Source organism: Spectribacter hydrogenoxidans (genome assembly GCF_031846275.1).
In the GTDB taxonomy this organism is placed as follows: domain Bacteria; phylum Pseudomonadota; class Gammaproteobacteria; order Nevskiales; family Salinisphaeraceae; genus Spectribacter; species Spectribacter hydrogenoxidans.
In genome coordinates this window covers 318,754-340,064 of the sequence record NZ_JAVRIB010000001.1, presented here as the reverse complement: position 1 = coordinate 340,064, position 21,311 = coordinate 318,754, and the positions used below count along the sequence as shown (strand labels likewise).

Genomic DNA, 21,311 nt, shown 5'->3' with positions numbered 1-21,311 from the left:
ACCGCTCACTGATCGAACGGCTCGCAAGATAAATATACTGTCCCCGGATTTGACATACTTTCGGAGGAGGCACTCATGACGATCGACGCACACTTCGCTGCCATCGAGGGAAACGGCCCGCATCACGTGCTGGTTCTTCACGGATGGGCATTGGACAGCGGAGTGTGGCTCGGCACCCGCGCAAAGAGCAACGTGACGGACTTCACGTGGGCGTACCTGGACTTTCCCGGCTATGGCGCCAGCCGGCCTTCCCAGCCGGCCGAGGGCGTCGACGGTATGGCGGCGTCGGCCCTGTCGGCTGTCGATGAGCTGGGGTGGACCTCGTTCTCCGTGGTCGGGCACTCGATGGGCGGTGTCACGGCCTTGAGAGTGGCGACCCTGCGCCCCGAAGCCGTTTCCCGGGTGGTCGCACTCACGCCAGTGTCGCCCGGTGGCACGCCCCTGGACGAAGCCACATACGCCGCGTTCGCGAACGCGTGGGACGATCCGGGTGCGGCAATCCGCTCCAACCTGGCGCCCGGCATTGAGGCGGACGACCTGGACCGTTTGGTCGCCCGTAACCGCGCCACGATGGATCGTCCCACCTGGGAGGCCTATTTGAAGAACTGGACGTCGGCCGACTTCATGGGCGACCTCTCCAGGATCCAGTCGCCCGTCGCAATCCTCTATGGTGAGACCGATCCCTTCATCACGGCGGATTATCTCAAGCCCACGCTCGATCACCTGCCAGACGGCCGGCTGGTCAAGCTGCCCTCCGTCGGGCATTACCCCATGATCGAAGCCACTGCCGAAGCCCAGGAGGCGATTGAGAAGGCGCTGCGGGCCTGATGCCGCAACCCTCGTCGATCGTATCGACTTCGTGCATGTCGGCGGACTTCGACAACTCCGTCGCCTTCAAGGCTGCGGCCGACCTGGTGTTCAAGGGCGCCGAACAGCCCAGCGGCTACACCGAGCCGGTGCTGCATGCGCGGCGGCTGGAGCTGAAGGCGAAGCTGAGAGTCGGATAAACCGCCGGCTCGCCCGAAATATCCTGAAGCCCGGCGGCAGGGCCTGTCGACAACGGACTGCGGGCCCGGCCGGCCACGAGCGTCGGCCGGGGCCTCGCCAGCAGCATGCTGTCTTGCCCAGGCCGGCAATTTCCGAATCCTCACGCGATGGCGGGTAACAGAACACCGGGAGTTCTGATCCTGCCAACGCCCGCTGCCTGCTGATGTTCTTCGATATACGCAACAGCGTATAAGTTGAATTATGCGCTAAACCGTATATCATGCTTTATACGAAATAGCGTATAAAGCAGCAGGAGCCTGCCATGGACCAGATCGCCCGGACCACCAAACAAATCGGCGCCAGCATCCGTCGCCGGCGCCGCGCCCTGGGTCTGCGTCAAGCTGATGTCGGGGACAAAACCAATCTGCGGCAAGCCACCATCTCCGCGCTTGAAAACGGCGAACCCGGCATGCAGCTGCGCACGCTGGTCGATGTCATGGCCACCCTGGACCTGGAACTGGTCATCCGCGAGCGCTCCCGGGCCGCCGATATCGAAGACGTCTTTTGATGGCACGTCGTCATTCGCGCTCCCCGCTGGCCGTGCATCTAAATGGCCGCCTGGTCGGCCATCTGCGGCGTCTGGCCAGCAGCGCCATCGATTTCCAGTACGCGGAAGCCTGGTTGAACTGGGAACACGCCCTGCCGGTTTCGGTCTCGCTGCCCTTACGCGAGGACCGTTATACCGGCGACCCGGTGATCGCCGTATTCGACAACCTGTTGCCGGATGGCGACCCGATACGCCGGCGACTGGCCGAAAGCGCCAGGGCTGAAGGCCACGACGCCTTCAGCCTGCTGTCTGCCGTCGGGCGGGACTGCGTGGGCGCGCTCCAGTTCCTGCCACAGGATGAGGCGCCCGGCCCGGCAGGCGAGGTCGCGGGACACCCGCTCAGCGATGCCGATATCGCGGACCGGCTACGCGGGCTCACGAACACGCCGCTGGGCGTTAGCGATGACGACGCCTTCCGCATCTCCATCGCGGGCGCGCAGGAGAAGACGGCCCTGTTGTACCGGGATGGGCAGTGGTGCATTCCACGTGGCAGCACCGCGACAACGCACATCCTCAAACCGCAGATGGGTGCGCTACCCAATGGCCTGGACATGCGCCGCAGCGTCGAGAACGAACACCTCTGCCTCAAGCTGACCGCCGCACTCGGCCTGCCCAGCGCCAACACCGAGATCATCGATTTCGATGGAGAACGCGTGCTGTCGGTCGAGCGTTTCGACCGCTGCTGGACCCAGGATGGCCGCCTTCTGCGCCTGCCCCAGGAGGATTTCTGCCAGGCCCTGTCCGTGCCGCCAACGCTGAAATACGACGCGGATGGCGGCCCCGGGGCATCAGACATCCTCGGTGTGCTCAAGGGCAGCGATATGCCCGGCAAAGATCAGCGCAGCTTGCTCAAGGCGCTGATCGTATTCTGGCTGCTGGGCGCCACGGACGGCCACGCCAAAAACTTCAGCATTGCGCTGCGGCCCGGTGCCCGCTTCAACCTCGCGCCGTTGTACGACGTGATGTCGTTACAGCCCGCGGCGGACGCGGGCCAGGTACGCCGGCGCCAGTTCAGGACCGCCCTGGCCATTGGCAACAACCGCCACTACGTCATCGACGAAATCCGGCCACACCATTTCGCCCAGACCGCGAAAAGAAACGGCATACCGGGCGCAACCGTGGACGAGATCTGCGCCGAACTGGCGGAAGCGGCCGAACCGGCGATCGAGCAAGTGCTTGCGTCCTTACCGAAGGACATCCCGGAGACGTTGGCCCAATCGATTGTCGGCGGGTTCCGTGGTCGTATCGGCGTGATTGAGCGGGTCATCGACTGACAGGCGATCTATACACCGCCCCAGGAACTATCAACGAGATCCCAGAGGCCATCCGTCATGCCCCGTGCGACCGCGTCATCGCCAGGTACGCCCCCCTGAGCAACGACCCACCGATCAACAGCCGCAAGGGCCGCGTCTACAAAATCGGGTTGTCGCTCAGGAAGCCCATGCTGTGCATGACAAACGGGGTTGTTGTTTGCTTTTGAGTGGCAAGCTTTTTTGTCGATCAAAACACGTTCATTTTGATCAACAAAAAGGTTTGTGACTCACAATTGCGAGACAAAGCGGCGGTTGAGATACAAGCCACCTGCAATCTGGAAGTGGCTGAGGTCATTCGCGACTTCTACGAAGCTATGAAGCTTCGTTTTACCGACGTACTCGAATCAAAGCACTCCGTGGCGGCCCTGGACTACCTGATTTACCTGGCCGGTGTTCAGCAATAGCCGATTTACCCGTGAAGCCGGGATTCCTTCGGCCACTGCAGGACGGTTCACCCGCGCGCTGCTCAAGGAAGGCCTGTTGCAAACAGTGCGCGAGGCCTCCGGGCGCTGCTCCGCTGTATATCGCTTTGAACCATTGATGGCGCAGGCTCGTATCTGACGAGGGTGGGCAATCTTCGAGGGTGGTCAGGGGAACAATCAGGGTATCTGCCCATTTTCTCTCGTGTCCTCATACCGGATCGGCGCCTTGAGTTAATGTAAATAGTAAGGTGTCACCGTAATTCCGTAATTTTCATGGCACGTTCTGTCTCGTCGAGCGTATGATCGAGAAGTTTGAGGCCGCTCTCGGCAGCTTCGGCTCAACCCACCTGCAGTTCTGGTTCCGAGGATTCGAGCCATATCGCCAACTTCTCTGCTGACCTCTCCAAGCGTGGATTCTCGAGCGCGCATGCCCAAACGACTGCTATTCGCCAGCCCGCACGACGAAGCTTGCTCAAATTGCGAGCATCGCGTTCGATATTTTCGCGAAACTTTGATTGCCAGAATTCGGAACGCGTTGACGGCGATGAAGCATGCTTACATCCAGGATGACGATGCCAGAAGCATCCATGCACAAAAACTACCGCACCGTACTTGACGAATACGAGGTCCGGCCGTCCCGGCAATTCGCTACCATGTAGGCGGTAACGGAATCCGCGCTTGTGCAGTAGGCGCCTTAGAGCGAGCTCGGGCTTGGTGTTCTTGCTGCCCACTCGCGCCATCATGCGCGAGCGTGTAGGTTTATTGACAATATCGTTCACGAAGTCACATGAAAACCGTCTGCAGAACGGTTAGGCGATTACGCGCTGCTAATCACTGGTCCAAGATCGTGTGCACCCATGGATTTGTTCAAACATCGCATATGCCATTGCCATGGGCACTGCATTCCCGATTTGGGCTGCAATATCGGAGCGAGTACCACAAAACTCATAGTCATCGGGAAACGTCTGTAGTCGCGCTGCCTCTCGAAGCGTAATGGCCCGGTTTTCCTCGGGATGCGCGAATCGGCCGCGAGTAACATCAGTACATCCCGTGGTAAGTGTTGGTGCTGGCGCGTCCCAACTCATCCGGCCGTAAACATCCGGAAACGACCCCGATGGCAGGCTTCTGTGACATACGAGCTGCAACTCGGGAGGTAACGAAGTACGGCTGCCCCCGTCGCCGGGAATGTGCTTTAGCCGTTTCAGAGTCATTTCGCCGTGCCGACGCGAAGCGTGCAACCGATCGTGTTCATCGAACTCGAACGGGCCAAGCGACTTGAGTCCCTCAAATGCCATACGCACAGTCGGCTGTGCTTTAGATATCTTCGACAGTCCGGCGAGAGTGGAGCAGACTCTTCTATCTATGGAAGCCGTGAAAACAAAGCGGATACGTCTCTGAGGCACGCAGAAGTCCGCAGCATCCAGCCGCATCGGTTCTTCGAAATGGTAGCCGAGCGATGCCAAATTCGTCTTCAACCGTCGGATGATCTTCGAGGAGCCGAGTCCGGGCACGTTCTCCACCCAAATGGTACGCGGACGAAGTGCTTCGATAAATGGCAGGGCCTGCAGAATTAGCGATGCGCGATCATCATCTTTTCTTCGCTTGCGATTCTGCGAACTGAATGGCTGGCACGGCGCGCAGATCGTCAGAAGATCGAGTCCCTCTTTCGGAAGCAGCGCTGCCAAGTCGTCCGGCTCCACATCATGGATGTCGTCCCGAAACAAATGGACTTCCGGGTGATTTGCACGGTAAGTCGCGGCCGCATGTTCGTCTACGTCGAGCCCGGCAGCGACCCAGTACCCCGCTCGCTTCAAAGCGGCCGTGACCGATCCCGAACCGCTGAAAAGGTCAACGGCTACTGGCGTTGCGTTACGCTCGCCGAAGCGTGAGTTCAGTGTCATTGTGATTACCCAGCTGGTCTGGACTGGAGACGAACCCACTCGTCCTGATTCAAGCCGATTCGGGTTAGCTGGGCGGCTAACCTATTTACCAGCTCCAGCATTCGAGACTCCCTTACCTCGGCCACCCATTCCCATTCATAACCCTCGTAATCGGTAAACGACCAGCCGTCCTCTTTTTCTCGCGCGACGACCATCGTGTGCCCGGTGGCTACCTCGAAAGGTACGGTGCGTATCACCGGTTCCTTATGATCCATTCGAAACGCCTTGTTCCGCTCGCCGACAGGTATAATCAAGTCGAAGCGCTCGTTATTTTCCTTGAGCATGACGAGGGTGAACCCCCTCGGCTCTGTACGCATGTGCAAGCGCACACAATCACACTTTGGCTGCAAGCATAGCCAAAGTACCGTAGGCGCCTCTACATCGTCGCTCGGCTGCTTGATTACGGAACCAAGGGATAAGGCAGGGGGTTGCCGGAGACTTCTGTTCGCATCGGTACCACCATGCCACGCTAACGTTGACAGTATTGCAAACTGCCTTCGCCGATTTACTGCATCATCATCGCACCCTAAAAACGCACTGATTATTTTTAGCCGCTTTTCGGTATTGTCTGAGGCACCGCCCAATCCTTTTTCGACCAATTCATGCTTTCGCGAGCTATCCAGCTTCTTGAGCTTCTCGCGATCCGGATCTTCTTTGAATTTGAGGTCGACGTCAGGCTCCGGAAGATTGTCTTGGAGAGCCAACCATTTATTGGACGCGGCCGCTCCGAGCATTTCGGTTGCGAGATCCGCTTTATTGAGGGTTACGGCAAACTCCGATTGTAGAACTTCAATCATCAATCGACCGGCGTCATCCGGATCGTCAATCGTAGCCCGTTGGCCGGCAAATGCTCCATCCAGTTGCGGCGGAAACTGCGCGAGCATACGATGCACATCGCGACGAATAGCTGACACACTGGCGAGAGCGAATGCACGCAGCAAGCCTCGAGAGAGCGCTACGAATTCGTTAATGGCTCGATCGGGGAGGTCTTCTGGATTCACGATGTCGGAAGCACCCTCGTAGCCGCGCATCGGCTTGTTAAGAAATCTGATCCTTACGCTTCCCTCTTCCAGAATTTCCGGGTGGTTGGCATCTTGTGGAATCACATGCCCGTTGCGCTTCAGGGTCGATGCAAGCCTGCCGGCGGCGTAGCCGAGGTCGCGTTCACCCGTATAAACGATTATTAGGCGCAGGCGACCACCCTCCGCCTCGTCCGCCTCCAACAGTCGACTAATTACTTCGATTGCTGGCTCTGGATTATTCTCCTTGAGTTGCCAATCGATGATCGCTATGTCCGCGGGAAACGCACAGTTAAAAGTGTATTTGACTACGTCGTCGTCGGGCGTCTCCTCGCGTGGAAGGTAGGAACCGCAAGTGATTCCCTGCTGCGCGAAGGTATTTACTATTTGCCGTAGGTCCAAGTTGTGCGAATCACCCGGTTCCGGATCATTCCGGGCATCATTCGACGCGATAGCGCTCCCCGGCATGTCATCTTCATCGATGGAGCCAGGAGGCTGTGCCGTCCGACGAGTTGCTCGCTTGGGCGCTTGATACCCTGTCGTCAAGATTGGTTGGTTATCGGCGACAACGACGGTTTGAAGAAAGTCCATCGCCGCTTGCCGGCAGTGCACGTCGAAGTCCTCAGCCGCTTGCGGCATCTCGTGCCTCCTCTTCACGCGATTCGTCGAGTTGTATGCGAAATACCGGATGTGTATTGGTGCCCCGTGTTTCCAGCGTCAGTCGAAGTCCGATGGAAGCGAGTGCATCCCGCGACACGGCGAGTCCCATCCCGCGACCGCCGGGCTTCATCGATATGCCGAAATCGAAAATTTGCCTCGCGATCCTTATCGGCACACCCGGACCACCGTTTGAAATAATAAAACCGTTCGAGTCCGCGTCGAGTTTGATCCAGCGTTCGGAATGACGGTCCGAGGTGATCCAGTACACGGCATTGTCGATCAAGTTCACGAAGGTCGCCATCACCGTCGACACGTATGCCTTCATCTCACGGCGCTCGAATTCATCGGTCGCGATCAATTCGACCTCCGCCTTGTCGAGCCTATCGGCGAACGCATCACGTACGTAGCGGAGCACCATCGTTCCGGAGATGTCGGTTCGCTTACGCCGAACCCGACGACTCAGCGGTGCGAGAAGCGCCAGATAGCCGTCCACGTGATCGAAATTGTTTCTAAGCTTGTTATAGGCCCGGTCGAGTCCGGGCGTGCCGTCGGCCCAAGGCTTGATTTCCCGCAGTGCTTCTCTTATACCGCCGATCATGTTCTCCATTTCGTGGCCGACTATCCCCACCGCACTACCGGCTTGCGCCAGGTCGTTGTACAGCGCCAATCGCTCCTCCAACTCTGCTACCTGGGCTTCGAGTGCCGCCGTGGTTTCTTCCGGGGTCGTTTGATCCTCGATATCAGTGCGCAACCCTCGTAGCTGCTCCAGAAGACTTTGCAGCAGGGTGCATTGTGACTCCAATTGTTCATCGATCCGGATCTCGAGCGAACGTTGCCGCCCGAAGGCCTCACCGCTCGCCAGCTTGTCAAAGTCGGTCTTCTGCAGCTCGGTCATCACCTCTTCGACCGCGTTCTTGAAGGTATGTGTGCTCTCGGTGAGCATTTTCCTGATGTCGTCGTTGACGCGTTCGAGTTCTTGCCGTCCCTCGTTGGTCAGCTTACGGATCCGCCTGAGCGCCTCGTCGCGCTCCTTTTCCAGTGCATTAGTGGCGATTTCACTACGCTTAACCTCGATATCCCACGCCTCGCGGGATTCGGCCAGGATTTCAGCGACACGACTGCGAGCGGGTTCCAGTTGATTGAACCTGAAGGTGGAGAACCAGTCGAGATAGTTGTCGAATGCCTGTTGATCTCGCTTACTCGGACTGAAACTGCGCGGTTTCGAGATTGTCAGCGAGCTTTCTAGTTCGTCGATATCACGGTAGGCATCGGTTTCCAGGTTCAGAGACTCGGATCGCCGGGCTTCGGGCTCCAACTCAGCTACCTGGGAGATTCCCGATTCGAGCCGTGCGATGACATCATCCAGCTTGGTCTCCGGCTCCCCCGCCTCTATCCGATCCAATACGCTCTGCAAATCCACTTTGAATTCATTGCGCCTCCGGGTCACCTGCTGTTTACGACGTTTTAGAAGCGCTGCCTGTGTCTGCAGTTCGCCTCTCTTATCGCGGAAGCTTTCGCCGTGCTCGGATTCCTTTCGGAAGTAGTCCTTGGCTAGTTGCTGCAACCAGTTTTCCAAAATCGCCTTGAACTGACGATAAGCCTTGTTCTCACGAAATCCTTCCCGACCGGCTTTCTCGATGAGTTTCGCGTTCGTAGTGGAATCGATCGCGACATAGCCAATCATGCGACGGTGGGAAAAGAACCAGTCCGTGGCGGACAGAGTCCGCCGGTTCTCGATCTTCAACCAATCATAATCGGATTGGCCATACGGCAGAATACGAATACCATCCCGATAAACGTAGAACCCACCGTAGCGATACAGCTTCTCGGTCATTTCCCGGTGCGTTTCCATGTCCAGAAGCGTTTCATCGGCTAAGCCGTGTACAACTGCCAATCGGACGGAAAACGGCCCACACTCAGTGGGTTGACCACCGTTTTCGGGCCAACTGAGCACATAGCGTTCGGGTTCGCCCTGATAAATAGAGAGTTCGCCGACGAATTGACCAAAATCGTCGAAGTCACCTTCGAACAAGTGATCGGCATTGCTTAAATCCTCGGCTGATAGAAAATTCTGGCTCCCTATTAATTCGTTGACGGTCCCGGCCGGTTTGTGGTCCCGGAATTCTGCAGTGATCGGCGGCGTAGTATCCGGTCGCATAGGATTACCGAAGCCCAGCAACATACGAGTGAGCGGCGACGCCTCTTTGCCACGCCCTCCCTCGTCGATATCTGCTGCGAGAATTGAGTCAACAGGTTGCAGATAGAAATGGGTGCCGTAATCATTGCCGGACACCGAAAGGTTGCGATGGTCCTCTTCAGATATCTCCGAGAACCACTGATCGTATGCCGCGGGATTCAACTCGTAATCGTCGAGCTTGGCCAGAATTTCGTCGCGGCGTTCTTCGTCAGGAGGCAACACTGCACGCGCATTCTCTAGCAGATGCTCGCGCATTCCCCGAATGTCGTGAGCATCTGGCGGGTTGGAAAACGTCTGGACCGGAAGGTCGATATCGGCGATATTTAATCCCGGCACCTCGAATAACTCCCAGTCCACGAGCGAGGCGACTATTTCCTTTACCCCGTCCGGGCGCACTGCCCGCGACATTGCGAACGTGATCGGTGCGATAGTCGCGATCGCCAAACGGCCGATACCTTTCTCACCCAGCACGGGTCGCGGAGGCAATTTCTCCGGACCGGTCCAAGTTGTGGCGTTGTCCCGGTTCGCACTCAGCTTGCTTTCGGTTCCCAATGCAAGCCATTTGGTCTCGAAGTCCTTCAGCGTCATGCCCAATCCGTTGTCCCGAACTACGAGCAGTTTGCGTGAACGGACAAAATCAGCCTCCACCCTTGTGGCGTAGGCGTCGTGGGCATTCTTGAAGAGTTCATGGATTGCCGTGGGGATGCCAGCGATTTGCTGACGTCCCAGCATGTCCACCGCTCTTGCGCGTACTTCAAACTTCGCCATTTATCTTCCCTATGCACACCACGATACGCGTCGCATGAAAAGCTCAACTAGCCTCAGATCATTGCTTCCAACATTCGCTTCTTACGAAATTGGCCTTTGGTAGATGAGCGTGATTTGGCACTTGCTGTCCAAATGGCGTTGCACAACGTTATCAGACCAACTCAGGTTCCTCCGCTGCGGACGTTGACATTTCGGTAATCAAACAATCGAGCAGGCGGCCACGTTTATCGTCGATTGTCTCAAGGTTGGACTCCAGGCGATCACAAAGGACCATAAACTCATCAACCTTGGCAACGATGCGGTGTTGTTCAGCGAGAGGCGGAACTGGCACTAGTAGTGACTCAACACCGCCGACGCGAAGGTGCTGGACTGTCATACCAAGCGGCTTATCTTGTACTCGCTCCATTAGGCGTGGATCGCGCAGCGAGTACAGCATAAAGTTTGGATCTATGGTTTCCGGAACGAGACGGGCAAGCATCATGCGCTGTCCGAGGCACACGGTTTCTCCGGCAGGCACCAGGCAAACTTCGCCCATTGGCGCTTCACGAGTTATGAGTATGTCGCCGGGTTCAGGCAAGCAACGCACGCTCCATGCTTTATAGGTCGCCTCAGTCACGTACTTTTGGTCGGTATTATTGAGACGGCCGTTTCGGACGTTTGTCGTCCGAACCAGGTTGATACCGGAACTCGAATACGGCGCTGTCTTATTCTTGCAGTCGACGACGAGTAGCGAACATTGTTGCAAGGTTGCCCATTCCCAGCCGCTGGGTAGCGTCGGCAGTTGGCTCGACAGTTGCTGTTTCGCCAGCTTCTTTATCTGAGTTCTCGCCTCTGCTGTGTTTGGGTACTCGCCTGCCAGCAGTTCATTACGCTGCTCCCTGATCTTGCTAAGCAATGCAGAGGCTGGCGTATCACGCGGATTCTGCTCTACAAGCTTTCCACGCACGGCAAGATCGAGAATGGTTCGGCGCAGGGTCTTGATTTGGTCCGGGCGCGTGGTGAGGGCCGGGAGCGTGTCGAGGGCGAAGCGGGCATGTGACTGGAAGGTAGGCTCGTCGGTGTCGGGTGCGGTCAGGCGGGTGAGGCTGGCGTTGGTCAGCCGGTAGCGCGTGGCCTCGCGGGTGTTGTGAGTTTCTTCCAGCCGGTCGCAGAGGGCCATTAGTTCGTCGACCTTGGCGACGATGCGGTGTTGTTCGGCCAGCGGCGGTAGCGGGAAAGGCGAGTGCGTAAAGTAGGCTTTCGGCACACGCTTTTGCCCGGCGGTGCCGGTCATCTTGCTGATGCCGGTTTCGATGAAGTGCGGCGTTTTCACGAACAGCAGTATGTAATCCGCACTGACGATCAACGGCCGAATGACGTGCAATTCTGTCGTGCCGGCCCCAATCCCACCGGCTAGATTCCGGAAAACGGTCGATTTGCCGTTCTCGAAGCAAGGCGTGATCTTGGCGAGGGCGACATCGCCTTCGGCGAAGTGGGTATAACCTTTCTTGATCTCTTTCCAGGCACGCGGCTCGTGCCGATTCGTTACGCCATACTGGCTCGCGATCATGGGCATAGGGACAAACGATGCCGGTTGGTCGTCAGGAGCTTCGTTGCGCGGACTGACTAGACCGAGATCAGCGATTTGAGTCCATGCCCAACCATGGGGAAGGTCGAACGGGATGTCGTCTTCATTAAGCGCGGGCGATGGCTTGACCTTGCGGATTTGTCCCGCGTTGACCAGCCGTTTCTTTTCCGCCGCGATCCTCTCCAACAGTTCTGAGGCTGGCTCATCCTCGGGATCCTGCTCCACCAACTTGCCCCGCACCGCCAGATCGAGCACGAACCGCCGCAGCCGGCTGACGGCATCCGGCGCTTCGCTGATGCGGTCGTACAGTTCCAGCAGGCGCTCGGCGTTCATCGAATCAAAGCTTCGCTGAGTATGGATTTAAGCTGGTCGCGCAAGGCCTGGATTTCGGCCTCGGCGTTGTTCAGGTCTTCCAGCAGCTCTTCCGGGTCGCCGTGGTCTTCCTCGACGGTGTGGGGGTTCTTGATGTCGAGGTTGTAGTTACGGGCCTTGATCTCCTCGGCGCTGACCTTCCAGGCGCGTGGGCCTTCCTGGCGGCCTTCGCGCTCTTTGGGACTTGCGCCGCCCCACCACTCGGCGCAGTCGGCCAGATGCTCCAGCCGGATGGGTTTGGTCATGGAGTAAGCCTTCTGGCCTTCGGGCACCTGGTGCTCCCAGTACCAGACTTGCGTGGTTGGCTGGCCCTTCTCGAAGAACAGCAGGTTGGTGCCGATGCTGGCGTAGGGGCGAAACACGGAGTTGGGCAGGCGGACGATGGTGTGCAAGTTGCACTCTTCCATCAGGTGTCCCTTCAGCCGCGTCTTGACGCCTTCGCCGAAGAGCGAGCCGTCCGGCAGCACGACGGCGGCGCGGCCGCCGGGCTTGAGCAGGCGGATGATCAGGGCCAGGAAGAGGTCGGCGGTTTCTCGCGTCCGATAGTGCTGTGGGAAGTTGGACTCGATGCCGTCTTCCTCGCGCCCGCCGAAGGGCGGATTGGTGAGCACGATGTCCACGTACTCGGATTTGGTCCAGGAGATGTAGGGCCGCGCCAGGGTGTTGTCGTGGCGCACGAAGCTGGGGTCCTCGATGCCGTGCAGCAGCATGTTGGTGACGCAGAGCATGTGCGGCAGCGGCTTCTTCTCCACCGCGCGCAGCGCGTTCTGCATGGTGGCCTCGTCCTCCGGCCGCTTCACGTAGTGATCGCGCATGTGGCGGATGGCGCAGGAGAGGAAGCCGCCGGTGCCGCAGGCCGGGTCGCACAGGGTCTCGCCGGGGTGCGGGTCGATCTGTTGCGCCATGAAGGCGGTGACGGCGCGTGGGGTGTAGTACTCGCCGGCGTTGCCGGCGGACTGCAGGTCGTTCAGGATCTGCTCGTAGATGTCGCCGAAGTGCTGGCGCTCGCTGAGGTTGTTGAAGTCGATGCCGTTGATCTTGTTGATCACCTGGCGCACCAGGTGGCCGGACTTCATGTAGTGGTAGGCGTCCTCGAACACGTCGTGCACCACGCGACGGCGGTCACCGGGCTGGCCGGAGGCGGTCAGGTTCTTGAGCGTGGGGAACAGCTCGTTGTTGATGAAGGCCTGCAGTTCGTCGCCGGTGATGCCTTCCGGGTCCGCCGCCCAGTTGCGCCATTGCAGTTTGGCCGGAATGGGCGCGCGGTAGTCGTCGCGCAGCAGTTCCAGTTCCTTGTCCTGGTCGTCGATGATCTTGAGGAAGAACAGCCAGCAGAGCTGGCTGATGCGCTGGGCATCGCCGTCCACGCCGGTGTCCTGGCGCATGATGTCCTGGATGGATTTGACTAGGGTGCGGACGGACATGGGGCAGCAGTTTGCGTTATTGATTTGGACGGCGACGCGGACCAGCTTTTGCGCCCGGCTGGGTGCCTCCGAGGTGGATCAGCTTTTGGTTGGCCAATGGCGTGATGGCGGCCAGCTCACGGCCGATCCGTTGCTCGGTCACTTCCATGTCATGCGCCGCCTGAGCACGCAGCCAGTAGCCCTTGCTGAGGCTGAAGAAGCGACACAACCGCAGGTCGGTATCTGCGGTGATAGCGCGCTTGCCGTGCACAATGTCCCCAATACGCTGGGCTGGCACGCCGATTTCCTTGGCCAGTCGGTACTGCGTCAGGCCATTGGGTTTCAGGAACTCTTCCAGGAGCAGTTCGCCCGGCTTTACGGCGGGCATAGCGGTCATAGTCCCAAGGCCAGTTGGAGCCCTGCATCGACTTTTTGCATCGTCTTGCCGGGAATCGCCTTGAGGCGGTCCGTCAGCAGTGAGCGATCCAGGGTGAGGAGTTGCGATATGTTCACTATCGAAGCTTTGGGCAGGCTGGAATCGGCCTTGGAGAGACGCACGTTGCCTGGTGCGTTTTCCAAGGCAAGATTGGAGGTCACGACGGCTACGATGACTGTCGAAATGCGGCTGTCGTTGAAAGCGTTGGCCTGAACAATGAGCACGGGGCGACGAAACCCAGGGCCGGAGCCCACGGGATCCGGCAGCGACGCCCACCAGAGCTCACCACGCTTCATCGTCGATTAATGCATTTTGCGCGCGTGCCAAGGCCGGGTCCAGCGCCGAATCTTGCTCGGCATAGACCTCGTTGAGCTTGTCCGTTATCCCTTCGGCGCCGTGCCGGGCCAAGTATTCGCTCAAGGCGTCGGCAAACAACCGGCTGCGGGGAACGCGGCGCTGTTTGGCCAGACGTTCCGCAGCTTCAAAAATGGGTTCTGGTACCGAGACTGCTACTTTCATGCGCAAATAGTATCACCAAGGTATGACCACGGCAATCCGGCCCCGATTGCGGTTCGTGAGCGATAAATGGCTCAGGCCACTTCGTCATACAGCGCCGCCTGCATCTCGTGGACGGCTTGTTCGAACTTGGCCTTGCCGCCGAAGGCGTTGACCAGCTGCACGGTGGTACCGAGTTGGTTGAGGGGCGGGATACTCAGCACGCGCGGGTCGTCGAGATTGAGCACACCTTCGTCGGCGTACTTGGCGAGCAGTGCTTCGAGCACCTTGCGGGCGGTATCGCCATGGCGGTTGAAGATGTCACGCTTCTTCACCTGCTCGGCGCGCTCGCGGCGTGTCAGCGGTTTGGCGTCGAAGGCGATGTGGCAGATCAGGTCGAAGGGGTCCAGCTCGCTGCCCAGCTCCTCGACGATCGGGTCCAGCGGCAGGCCTTCGGCGGCCAGCTCATTGAGCACGGCCTGCTTGCGTTCGGCGGCGCTCCAGCGGCGCAGGAAATCGTCCAGGCTGGCAAAGCGCTTGCGCAGCGAGCGCTTGGTGAAGTCGCGTAGCGATTCGGTGACCAGCCTGCCCTGCTCGTCGAGGTATTCAACCCGTTCGGCGATGATGCTGGCACCGACGCCGTCGACGTAGATCTTGCGCTGCTTGTCGGGCTTGCCGCCATCACCGGTCGCACCGTCGATCACGGTTTCGTCCTCGCCGGGTGCATAGGCCGGCGAATCCTCGCCGATCGCGGGGGTGGGCGCATCGTCCGGCGGCGCAACCGGGTCGCCTTCGTCAGGGGCGTAGATCTGCACCGGGTCGCCATCGAAATCGGGGTCGGCGAAGTGGCTGGTGGCGCCGCGGAAGTCGATGAGGGTGAAGTAGTACTTGCGCGTGTCCTCGTGAACGCGGGTGCCGCGGCCGACGATCTGCTTGAACTCGGTCATGGAGCCCACCTCGCGGTCCAGCGCGATCAGGCGACAGGTTTGCGCGTCGACCCCCGTGGACAGCAGGCGCGAGGTGGTGACGATAACCGGCCAGGTGGATTCGGGATCGATGAAGTTGTCGAGCTGTTCCTTGCCTTCGGCGTCCCCGCCGGTGATGCGCATCACGTAGCGCGAGTTCTGGGCTACCAGATCCTGGTTTTGGTTGATCAGCGCCTGGCGCATGCGGGCGGCGTGTTCCTGGTCCACGCAGAAGACGATGGTCTTCTGGAAACGGTCGCCGCTTTCCCGCAGGAAGGCAGTGACCTTCTGCGCGACCAGGGCGGTGCGGTCGTCGATGACCAGCTCGCGGTCGAAGTCCTTGCGGTTGTAGAGGCGATCGTCGATTTCGTTGCCGTCGCGGTCACGCTGGCCCTTCTGCGGCCGGTAGCCCTGGACGTCGTGATCGATGTGCACCTTGACCACCTTGTAGGGGGCCAGGAAGCCGTCGCTGATGCCCTGTTTCAGCGAATAGGTGTAGATCGGGTCGCCGAAGTAGGCGATGTTGGAAACGTACTTTGTTTCCTTGGGGGTGGCCGTCATCCCGATCTGGGTGGCGCCGGAGAAGTACTGGAGGATCTCGCGCCAGGCGGAGTCCTCGGCCGCGCTGCCGCGGTGGCATTCATCGATGACGATGAGGTCGAAGAAGTCACGCGAGAATTCGCGGAACAGCTTGTTGCGTTCCTCCGGACCGGTGATGGCCTGGTACAGGCCAAGGTAGACCTCGTAGGCGCTGTCGATGCGCCGCTGCCGGTCCACCGCGAGGGTCAGCTCTTCGTGGCGGCCGTCGTCGCGTTCAATCGTTTTCGCGTTGGTGGAAAGCTTGGCCATGGCCCCGCCGAAGGGGCGGAAGTCGTTGACCATGGTCTGGTCGACCAGCACGTTGCGGTCGGCCAGGAACAGCACGCGCCGGGCGCGGCCGGCCTTCCACAACCGCCAGATAATCTGGAAGGCGGTGTAGGTCTTGCCCGTGCCGGTGGCCATGACCAGCAGCAGACGGTCGCGCCCCTGGGCGATGGCCTCGATGGCCTTGTTGACGGCGTTGATCTGGTAGTAACGCGGCGTCTTGCCGCTGCCGTCGTCGTGATACTCCTGCAACACGGTGGCCTCGGCCGCCGGGCTGAAACCCTTCCAGGCGCGGTAGCGCGCCCAGAGGTCGTCCGGGGACGGAAACTGGTCGAGGCTGAGGGTCGTCTCGCGCTGCGGGCTGGCGCCGGTGCGGTCGTGGAAGACGAAGCCGTCACCATTGGAGGTGAACACGAAGGGCACGTCCAGCGTCTCGGCGTAATCCAGCGCCTGCTGCATGCCGTCGCCGAGACTGTGGTTGTTGTCCTTGGCTTCGATGACCGCGATGGGAATATTGGGCTTGACCTGCAGGACGTAGTCCGCGCGCCTGGCCCTGCCGCGTGTCACCAGCTTGCCGCGTACGATGATGCGGCCCCGGGTGAAGGACACCTCCTCGCGGATCTGCAGCATTCGGTCCCAGCCTGCCGTTTCCAGCGCCGGGGTGATGTACTTGCTGCAGATGTCGCGTTCGCTCAGGTCGCGCTTTTGCAATGCTCCCCCGAAACGCCTAGCGGCGTGTTGCCCCTCGGGGCAACTAATGCGTGATTCCGCACTGTAACCGAACGGGAACAGGCGACAAACGCGTCAGGCGTTGCACATGCGCCCGTGAGACCTGCGAGCGTGACCGACACGATCAACCGTCAGCTGCGCCGCATGGGGGGCCCGGACCAGCAAGCGTCGCCACCAGTGCTGGATGCCATTACCGGGCTGGTGCCGAGTAACGTCAATGCGGAAAGCGAATTTCGTCGCCAGCGTCAGGATTAAGCGCGTTCCGATTCCGAAGAGTCGACGAAATTCAGGGAGACACCCGCTTCTGCTCACCGGCGAAGGGGCTAAGCCCGAGCCAGTCGCCGATGCGCGACGTCAGTTCCCGGTCGCCGGTAAGCTGAAGATTATTGTCCCGCATGGCCTGCTGGATCGACACGATGCCCATCCAGATGGCCGTCATGGTGCGCAGATCGGTGACCACGTAAAGGTCCACCTCCTGGCCGGGATCGATCATGCACAGGTCGACCGCATCCGTCTCCGCGGCCCGGTCGATGATGAGCCACCACTTCCGCTGTCCGCGCTCTAGCTGCGGGTACAGAAACTGAATCGTGATGCGGCGCTCCGGCAGCGCCTCCGGCTTCAGGTTCCGGCGCATGTCCCACATCAGCAGCGACGGGTCCAGATTGCGCAGCGACAGCTGCGACTCCAGCCAGCGCTGGCCCCAGCTTCCCAGCGACATGACGGTTGGCCGCAATTCCTCGCCCGCCTCGGTCAGCCGGTAGGCGGGCGCGCCGCTGTCAGCATCCACCCGGCGCGTAATCAGGCCGTGCGTTTCCAGCTCTCCAAGTCGCTTGGACAGCAGCGCCGGCGACATGCGCGGCACGCCGCGCCGCAACTCATTGAAGCGCGTGCTGCCGCAGAGAAGCTCGCGCAGTACGAGAATCGTCCACCGCGTGCCCAGCACCTCGGTGGCCATCGCCACCGGGCAGAACTGGCCATAACCCTGCTGTGACGCCATCCGCAGCCCTCCCGCACCGACACGGTCCCAGTGCAAGCACAGCTTGCCGGCCGTTGGCCGGTTCAGCTTTTGAACTGGATATCGAGCCTAACAGCGAGCGATCGTTTCCGGAATGGTCGCATACGAAGACGGCGGCCCAACGCAGCAAGCAAAGGAGACAGCCATGAGCAGCATCGAGGCTACGGCAGCTACTGATCCGGAAATGCAGGCGCTCAAGCAGCGCCTGAAGACAACCTGGGAATCGGGCGACTACGGCGCCTTTGCGGTCTACCTGCAGCGCGGCGCGGCGGATTTTCTGGAACGTCTCGATATCCAGCCCGGCACGCACATGCTCGACGTCGCATGCGGCGCCGGCCAGATCAGCGTCCCGGCGGCACGTGCCGGCGCGCAGGTCACGGGTGTCGACATCGCCGCGAATCTCGTCGAGCAGGCGCGGAGCTGGGCGCGCGAGGAAGGCGTCGACGCCCGCTTCGACGAGGGCGACGCCGAAGCCCTGCCCTACGACGACGCCAGCTTCGATCTGGTGACGAGCCTGCTCGGCGCGATGTTCGCACCGCAGCCCGACCGGGTAGCTAGCGAACTGCTGCGCGTCTGCCGGCCCGGCGGGCGCATCGTCATGGGCAACTGGACGCCCGAAGGTTTCGTCGGCGGCATGTTCAAGATCATCGGCAAACACGCACCGCCCCCGCCGCTGATGGCGCCGCCGGTGCAGTGGGGTGACGAGGCCACCGTGCGGCAGCGCCTTGCCACCGGCGCCGAAGTGACCGTAACCCGCCGCTACTATCCGTTCGAGTACCCCTTCGGTCCAGAGGCGGTGGTCGACCTCTTCCGGGACTATTACGGCCCTGCGCAGAAGGCCCTCGCCGCGCTGGATCATGCCGGCCAGGCGGCGCTGCAGGAAGAGCTGACTCTTCACTGGCAGCAACACAACCAGGCCAACGACGGCGGCACCCGCGTGGAGGCGGAATACCTCGAAGTCGTCGCGCGGCGGTGCTGACCGCCGGGCTGCTGCGATAGCCATGGGACGGGTCGCGATCATCGGCGCCGGCGTATCCGGCCTGGTCAGCGCCAAGGTGCTACAGCAGGACGGCTTTGCGGTCACCGTCTTCGATAAGGACGAAGGCGTCGGCGGCGTCTGGGCGGCCTCGCGCGCCTATCCGGGTCTGCGCACCAACAATCCAGCGCCGACCTATGCCTTCTCCGACTTCCCGCACTTCGACGACACTGATGAGTTCCCCACGGCTGCTCAGTTGCGGGCCTATTTCGCGACCTATATCGAGCGCTTCGGGCTGGGCCCACATCTGCGGCTCGGCACCGAGGTCGTCTCGGTGGCGCGCGAAGAAGGCACGTTCGGCCTGCGCGTCACGCTGCGCGACGGCACGAGCGAGCGCTTCGATCGCGTCGTCGTCGCCAACGGCGTGCTGTCGGTACCGAACATGCCGGGGCTGCCGGGCGCTGAACACTTCGCCGGCACCATCCGCCATTCCAGCGAGATCACCGACGGGAGCGCGCTGCGCGGCCGGCGCGTGGTCGTCGTCGGCGCCGGCAAGTCGGCGATGGACATGGCCTGCCTGGCGGGCCGGGAGGCCGCCGCCTGCACGCTGGTCTTCCGCCGGCCCTACTGGATGCTGCCGCGCTACTTCGGCCGCCGGCGGGTGGATGCGCAGGTTTTCAACCGGCTGACCGAGACGCTGACCTTCCCCGCCTATCACCGGGCCTCGCGCGGCGAGGTCGCGCTGCGCTGCATCGGTGCGCCACTGCTGCGGGCCTTCCGCAGGCTGCAGTGCCGAGTCGTCGCACGCGCGGCGGGTATGCCGGGTGACATGGTGCCCGAATTCCCCATCCACGCCGGCATCTATCACCAGGGCATTGGCGCCGACATCTACCAGGCGCTGCGCGAGGGCCGCGTCACGACAAGACGCGACGGTATCGCCAGCTTCCGCGACAAGCACACGCTGCAGCTCGACAGCGGCGAAACGCTGGAAACCGATATCGTGGTCTGCGCCACCGGCTGGCAGCAACGCCTCGACTTTCTCGACGCGCCACTGCAGGAGGCCGTCCTTCCCGACGGGCGCTTCCGGCTCTACCGGCACATCCTGCCGCCGGCCGAGCCTCGACTGGGCTTCGTCGGCTACGCGTCCTCGGGCAATACGCCGCTGTCCTCGGAACTCGCAGCGCACTGGCTCTCGGAATACTTCCTGGGCGGCCTGCGGCTACCCGAGCGCGTGGCCATGGAGCGCGAGATCGACCGCGTGCTGGCCTGGAGCGCGCGCGTCTTTCCGGAGCAGCCGGCTGGCCACTTCATCGGCGGCTACATCGCCCACTATGCGGACGAGCTACTGCGCGATCTGGGGCTGCCTACGCGGCGCGCCAGCGGTCGGCTGGCCGAACTACTGCGTCCCTTGACGGCCGATCGATATAACGGGCTCGGTGTCGAGCGGTTTGCGGCGCGATGAGGATCACCATAACGGCATTTCCGAGTCACTGTTCGGACCGGCTTCAGCAATCCTGCGCGCTTTTTTCAGCGTTTGGCGGCGTGCGAGATCTGATCAAGCATGTTCGATATCATTAATCAGCGTTCGCCCAATTCCCCAACCGTCTGCGCCAACTCCAGCAACGCCTCGATGTGCTGGTTGTGGCGGTCAACCTTCCGCACGCCCAGATGGATCTGTTTGGGGATGCCCTTCCTACCCAGCCGGACGGCTTCGAGGGACAGCTTGTCGGCGTATTCGCCGATTAGCCAGCGGGGCAGGGCCGCGACGCCGCGGCCGGCGGCGACCAGCTGCAGCATGATGTCGGTGGATTCCACGCTCTTGTGCTTGCGCGGCGCGCAGCGTGCCGGGGTGAGAAACCGCGTGTAGATATCCAGCCGGTCGGCATCGACCGGGTAGGAAAACAGCACTTCGTTGTTCAGGTCGGACGGCTTGATGTGGTCGCGGCCAGCCAGGCGATGGTCGGCGGCTACCGCCAGGATCTGTTCATAGTCGAATACCGGCTCGAACAGCACGCCGGGGCGGTCGAGCGGGTCGGGCGTGACCAGGATGTCGATGTCGTGGCTGAAAAGTGCCGCCATGCCGCCGAACTGGAACTGCTGCATCACGTCGATATCCACACCCGGCCAGGCCTGCAGGTAGGGCTCGACCACCTTCAGCAGCCACTGGTAGCAGGGGTGGCATTCCATGCCGATACGCAGGCTGCCCTGCTCGCCCTCGCCATATTCGGTTAGCACCTCGTCCGCGCGCTCAAGTTGCGGCAGCAGCCGATTGGCGGCGTTCAGCAGATAGTCGCCGGCGGGGGTCAGGCGCACACGGCGGCCGTCGCGCTCCCAGATCGTCGCGCCGGATTGTTGCTCCAGCTTCTTGATGGCGTGGCTGAGTGCGGACTGCGTCAAGTGCAGCGAGGCGGCTGCCGCGGTCAGCGAGCCCTCGCGCTCGATACCGCGGAGGATGCGGAGGTGGGTGCGTTCGATCATCCTTATCCATGAGAATAAATAATGGTTTAATGAAAAAATACCATTTTTACTCATCGGCCGGTGCGCCTACGATTCCTGCGTTCCCCACTTGAACGCTG

Annotated in this window: 19 protein-coding genes and 1 pseudogene; 8 read left to right on the top strand and 12 right to left on the bottom strand. The window is 60.9% G+C overall.

What is annotated here, in order from left to right:
* Positions 1-75: 75 nt before the first annotated feature.
* The 5 genes and pseudogenes from RM532_RS01605 to RM532_RS01585 all read left to right on the top strand — a co-directional run bounded on the left by RM532_RS01605 (position 76) and on the right by RM532_RS01585 (position 3,311).
* The gene (locus tag RM532_RS01605; RefSeq protein WP_311651358.1) at positions 76-828 is read left to right on the top strand and encodes an alpha/beta fold hydrolase; all 753 of its coding nucleotides are present in this window, start codon (positions 76-78) and stop codon (positions 826-828) included.
* 35 nt (positions 829-863) lie between these two features.
* A pseudogene (locus tag RM532_RS01600) lies at positions 864-1,007 on the top strand (hypothetical protein); the annotation flags it as partial.
* Between the two features lie 302 nt (positions 1,008-1,309).
* Positions 1,310-1,555 (top strand): helix-turn-helix domain-containing protein, encoded by a 246-nt coding sequence (locus RM532_RS01595; protein WP_311651356.1) that lies wholly within the window; start codon positions 1,310-1,312, stop codon positions 1,553-1,555.
* Positions 1,555-2,868 carry a type II toxin-antitoxin system HipA family toxin gene (locus RM532_RS01590; RefSeq protein WP_311651355.1) on the top strand — a complete coding sequence of 438 codons (1,314 nt, stop codon included), beginning with the start codon at positions 1,555-1,557 and terminating at the stop codon, positions 2,866-2,868. Before RM532_RS01595 ends, RM532_RS01590 begins: the two co-directional genes overlap by 1 nt.
* 206 nt (positions 2,869-3,074) lie before the next feature.
* Entirely contained in the window at positions 3,075-3,311 is a 237-nt protein-coding gene (locus RM532_RS01585) for a hypothetical protein (protein WP_311651354.1), read from the top strand.
* A 356-nt stretch (positions 3,312-3,667) separates the two neighbouring features.
* On the opposite strand, the gene RM532_RS01580 is transcribed toward RM532_RS01585, so the two are convergent.
* The 10 genes from RM532_RS01580 to hsdR all read right to left on the bottom strand — a co-directional run bounded on the left by RM532_RS01580 (position 3,668) and on the right by hsdR (position 16,726).
* Entirely contained in the window at positions 3,668-4,108 is a 441-nt protein-coding gene (locus RM532_RS01580; protein WP_311651353.1) for a very short patch repair endonuclease, read from the bottom strand.
* A 48-nt stretch (positions 4,109-4,156) separates the two neighbouring features.
* Entirely contained in the window at positions 4,157-5,230 is a 1,074-nt protein-coding gene (locus RM532_RS01575) for a DNA cytosine methyltransferase (protein WP_311651352.1), read from the bottom strand.
* A 5-nt stretch (positions 5,231-5,235) separates the two neighbouring features.
* Positions 5,236-6,927: a response regulator receiver domain gene (locus RM532_RS01570; protein WP_311651351.1), complete on the bottom strand. Its 1,692-nt coding sequence runs from the start codon at positions 6,925-6,927 to the stop codon at positions 5,236-5,238.
* Positions 6,911-9,913: an ATP-binding protein gene (locus tag RM532_RS01565; protein WP_311651350.1), complete on the bottom strand. Its 3,003-nt coding sequence runs from the start codon at positions 9,911-9,913 to the stop codon at positions 6,911-6,913. Before RM532_RS01565 ends, RM532_RS01570 begins: the two co-directional genes overlap by 17 nt.
* A gap of 151 nt (positions 9,914-10,064) precedes the next feature.
* Entirely contained in the window at positions 10,065-11,813 is a 1,749-nt protein-coding gene (locus RM532_RS01560; RefSeq protein ID WP_311651349.1) for a restriction endonuclease subunit S, read from the bottom strand.
* Positions 11,810-13,276, bottom strand: a complete 1,467-nt coding sequence (locus RM532_RS01555) for a class I SAM-dependent DNA methyltransferase (RefSeq protein ID WP_311651348.1) — start codon at positions 13,274-13,276, stop codon at positions 11,810-11,812. Before RM532_RS01555 ends, RM532_RS01560 begins: the two co-directional genes overlap by 4 nt.
* A gap of 16 nt (positions 13,277-13,292) precedes the next feature.
* Positions 13,293-13,652, bottom strand: a complete 360-nt coding sequence (locus tag RM532_RS01550) for a HigA family addiction module antitoxin (RefSeq protein ID WP_349255235.1) — start codon at positions 13,650-13,652, stop codon at positions 13,293-13,295.
* Entirely contained in the window at positions 13,649-13,987 is a 339-nt protein-coding gene (locus RM532_RS01545; RefSeq protein ID WP_311651346.1) for a type II toxin-antitoxin system PemK/MazF family toxin, read from the bottom strand. The genes RM532_RS01550 and RM532_RS01545 overlap by 4 nt, the downstream gene beginning before the upstream one ends.
* On the bottom strand, positions 13,974-14,210 hold the full coding sequence (locus RM532_RS01540; RefSeq protein ID WP_311651344.1) for a hypothetical protein: 237 nt from the start codon (positions 14,208-14,210) through the stop codon (positions 13,974-13,976). Before RM532_RS01540 ends, RM532_RS01545 begins: the two co-directional genes overlap by 14 nt.
* Before the next feature lie 71 nt (positions 14,211-14,281).
* Positions 14,282-16,726: an EcoAI/FtnUII family type I restriction enzme subunit R gene (gene hsdR / locus RM532_RS01535; RefSeq protein ID WP_311651343.1), complete on the bottom strand. Its 2,445-nt coding sequence runs from the start codon at positions 16,724-16,726 to the stop codon at positions 14,282-14,284.
* Between the two features lie 129 nt (positions 16,727-16,855).
* On the opposite strand from hsdR, the gene RM532_RS01530 reads away from it, so the two are divergent.
* Entirely contained in the window at positions 16,856-16,999 is a 144-nt protein-coding gene (locus RM532_RS01530) for a hypothetical protein (protein WP_311651342.1), read from the top strand.
* A gap of 31 nt (positions 17,000-17,030) precedes the next feature.
* Here the strand turns inward: RM532_RS01530 and RM532_RS01525 are convergent, their stop codons facing one another.
* Complete coding sequence (locus tag RM532_RS01525) at positions 17,031-17,741, bottom strand: winged helix-turn-helix transcriptional regulator (RefSeq protein WP_311651341.1); 711 nt, start codon at positions 17,739-17,741, stop codon at positions 17,031-17,033.
* Positions 17,742-17,904: 163 nt separating this feature from the next.
* On the opposite strand from RM532_RS01525, the gene RM532_RS01520 reads away from it, so the two are divergent.
* Positions 17,905-18,738, top strand: a complete 834-nt coding sequence (locus tag RM532_RS01520; protein ID WP_311651340.1) for a class I SAM-dependent methyltransferase — start codon at positions 17,905-17,907, stop codon at positions 18,736-18,738.
* Between the two features lie 22 nt (positions 18,739-18,760).
* The gene (locus RM532_RS01515; protein ID WP_311651339.1) at positions 18,761-20,197 is read left to right on the top strand and encodes a flavin-containing monooxygenase; all 1,437 of its coding nucleotides are present in this window, start codon (positions 18,761-18,763) and stop codon (positions 20,195-20,197) included.
* Between the two features lie 116 nt (positions 20,198-20,313).
* Here RM532_RS01515 and RM532_RS01510 read toward each other — a convergent pair whose 3' ends face one another.
* Positions 20,314-21,213, bottom strand: coding sequence for a LysR family transcriptional regulator (locus tag RM532_RS01510; protein WP_311651338.1), 900 nt, complete (start codon positions 21,211-21,213; stop codon positions 20,314-20,316).
* Positions 21,214-21,311: the final 98 nt, after the last annotated feature.

Bases quoted from the DNA above. Each gene is read 5' to 3' on its own strand.
- RM532_RS01540 (WP_311651344.1), bottom strand. From the start codon at position 14,210: ATGAAAGTAGCAGTCTCGGTACCAGAACCCATTTTTGAAGCTGCGGAA.
- RM532_RS01545 (WP_311651346.1), bottom strand. From the start codon at position 13,987: ATGAAGCGTGGTGAGCTCTGGTGGGCGTCGCTGCCGGATCCCGTGGGC.
- RM532_RS01560 (WP_311651349.1), bottom strand. From the start codon at position 11,813: ATGAACGCCGAGCGCCTGCTGGAACTGTACGACCGCATCAGCGAAGCG.
- RM532_RS01525 (WP_311651341.1), bottom strand. From the start codon at position 17,741: ATGGCGTCACAGCAGGGTTATGGCCAGTTCTGCCCGGTGGCGATGGCC.
- RM532_RS01565 (WP_311651350.1), bottom strand. From the start codon at position 9,913: ATGGCGAAGTTTGAAGTACGCGCAAGAGCGGTGGACATGCTGGGACGT.
- RM532_RS01605 (WP_311651358.1), top strand. From the start codon at position 76: ATGACGATCGACGCACACTTCGCTGCCATCGAGGGAAACGGCCCGCAT.
- RM532_RS01575 (WP_311651352.1), bottom strand. From the start codon at position 5,230: ATGACACTGAACTCACGCTTCGGCGAGCGTAACGCAACGCCAGTAGCC.
- RM532_RS01550 (WP_349255235.1), bottom strand. From the start codon at position 13,652: ATGACCGCTATGCCCGCCGTAAAGCCGGGCGAACTGCTCCTGGAAGAG.
- RM532_RS01555 (WP_311651348.1), bottom strand. From the start codon at position 13,276: ATGTCCGTCCGCACCCTAGTCAAATCCATCCAGGACATCATGCGCCAG.
- RM532_RS01515 (WP_311651339.1), top strand. From the start codon at position 18,761: ATGGGACGGGTCGCGATCATCGGCGCCGGCGTATCCGGCCTGGTCAGC.
- RM532_RS01520 (WP_311651340.1), top strand. From the start codon at position 17,905: ATGAGCAGCATCGAGGCTACGGCAGCTACTGATCCGGAAATGCAGGCG.
- RM532_RS01590 (WP_311651355.1), top strand. From the start codon at position 1,555: ATGGCACGTCGTCATTCGCGCTCCCCGCTGGCCGTGCATCTAAATGGC.
- RM532_RS01570 (WP_311651351.1), bottom strand. From the start codon at position 6,927: ATGCCGCAAGCGGCTGAGGACTTCGACGTGCACTGCCGGCAAGCGGCG.
- RM532_RS01595 (WP_311651356.1), top strand. From the start codon at position 1,310: ATGGACCAGATCGCCCGGACCACCAAACAAATCGGCGCCAGCATCCGT.
- RM532_RS01510 (WP_311651338.1), bottom strand. From the start codon at position 21,213: ATGATCGAACGCACCCACCTCCGCATCCTCCGCGGTATCGAGCGCGAG.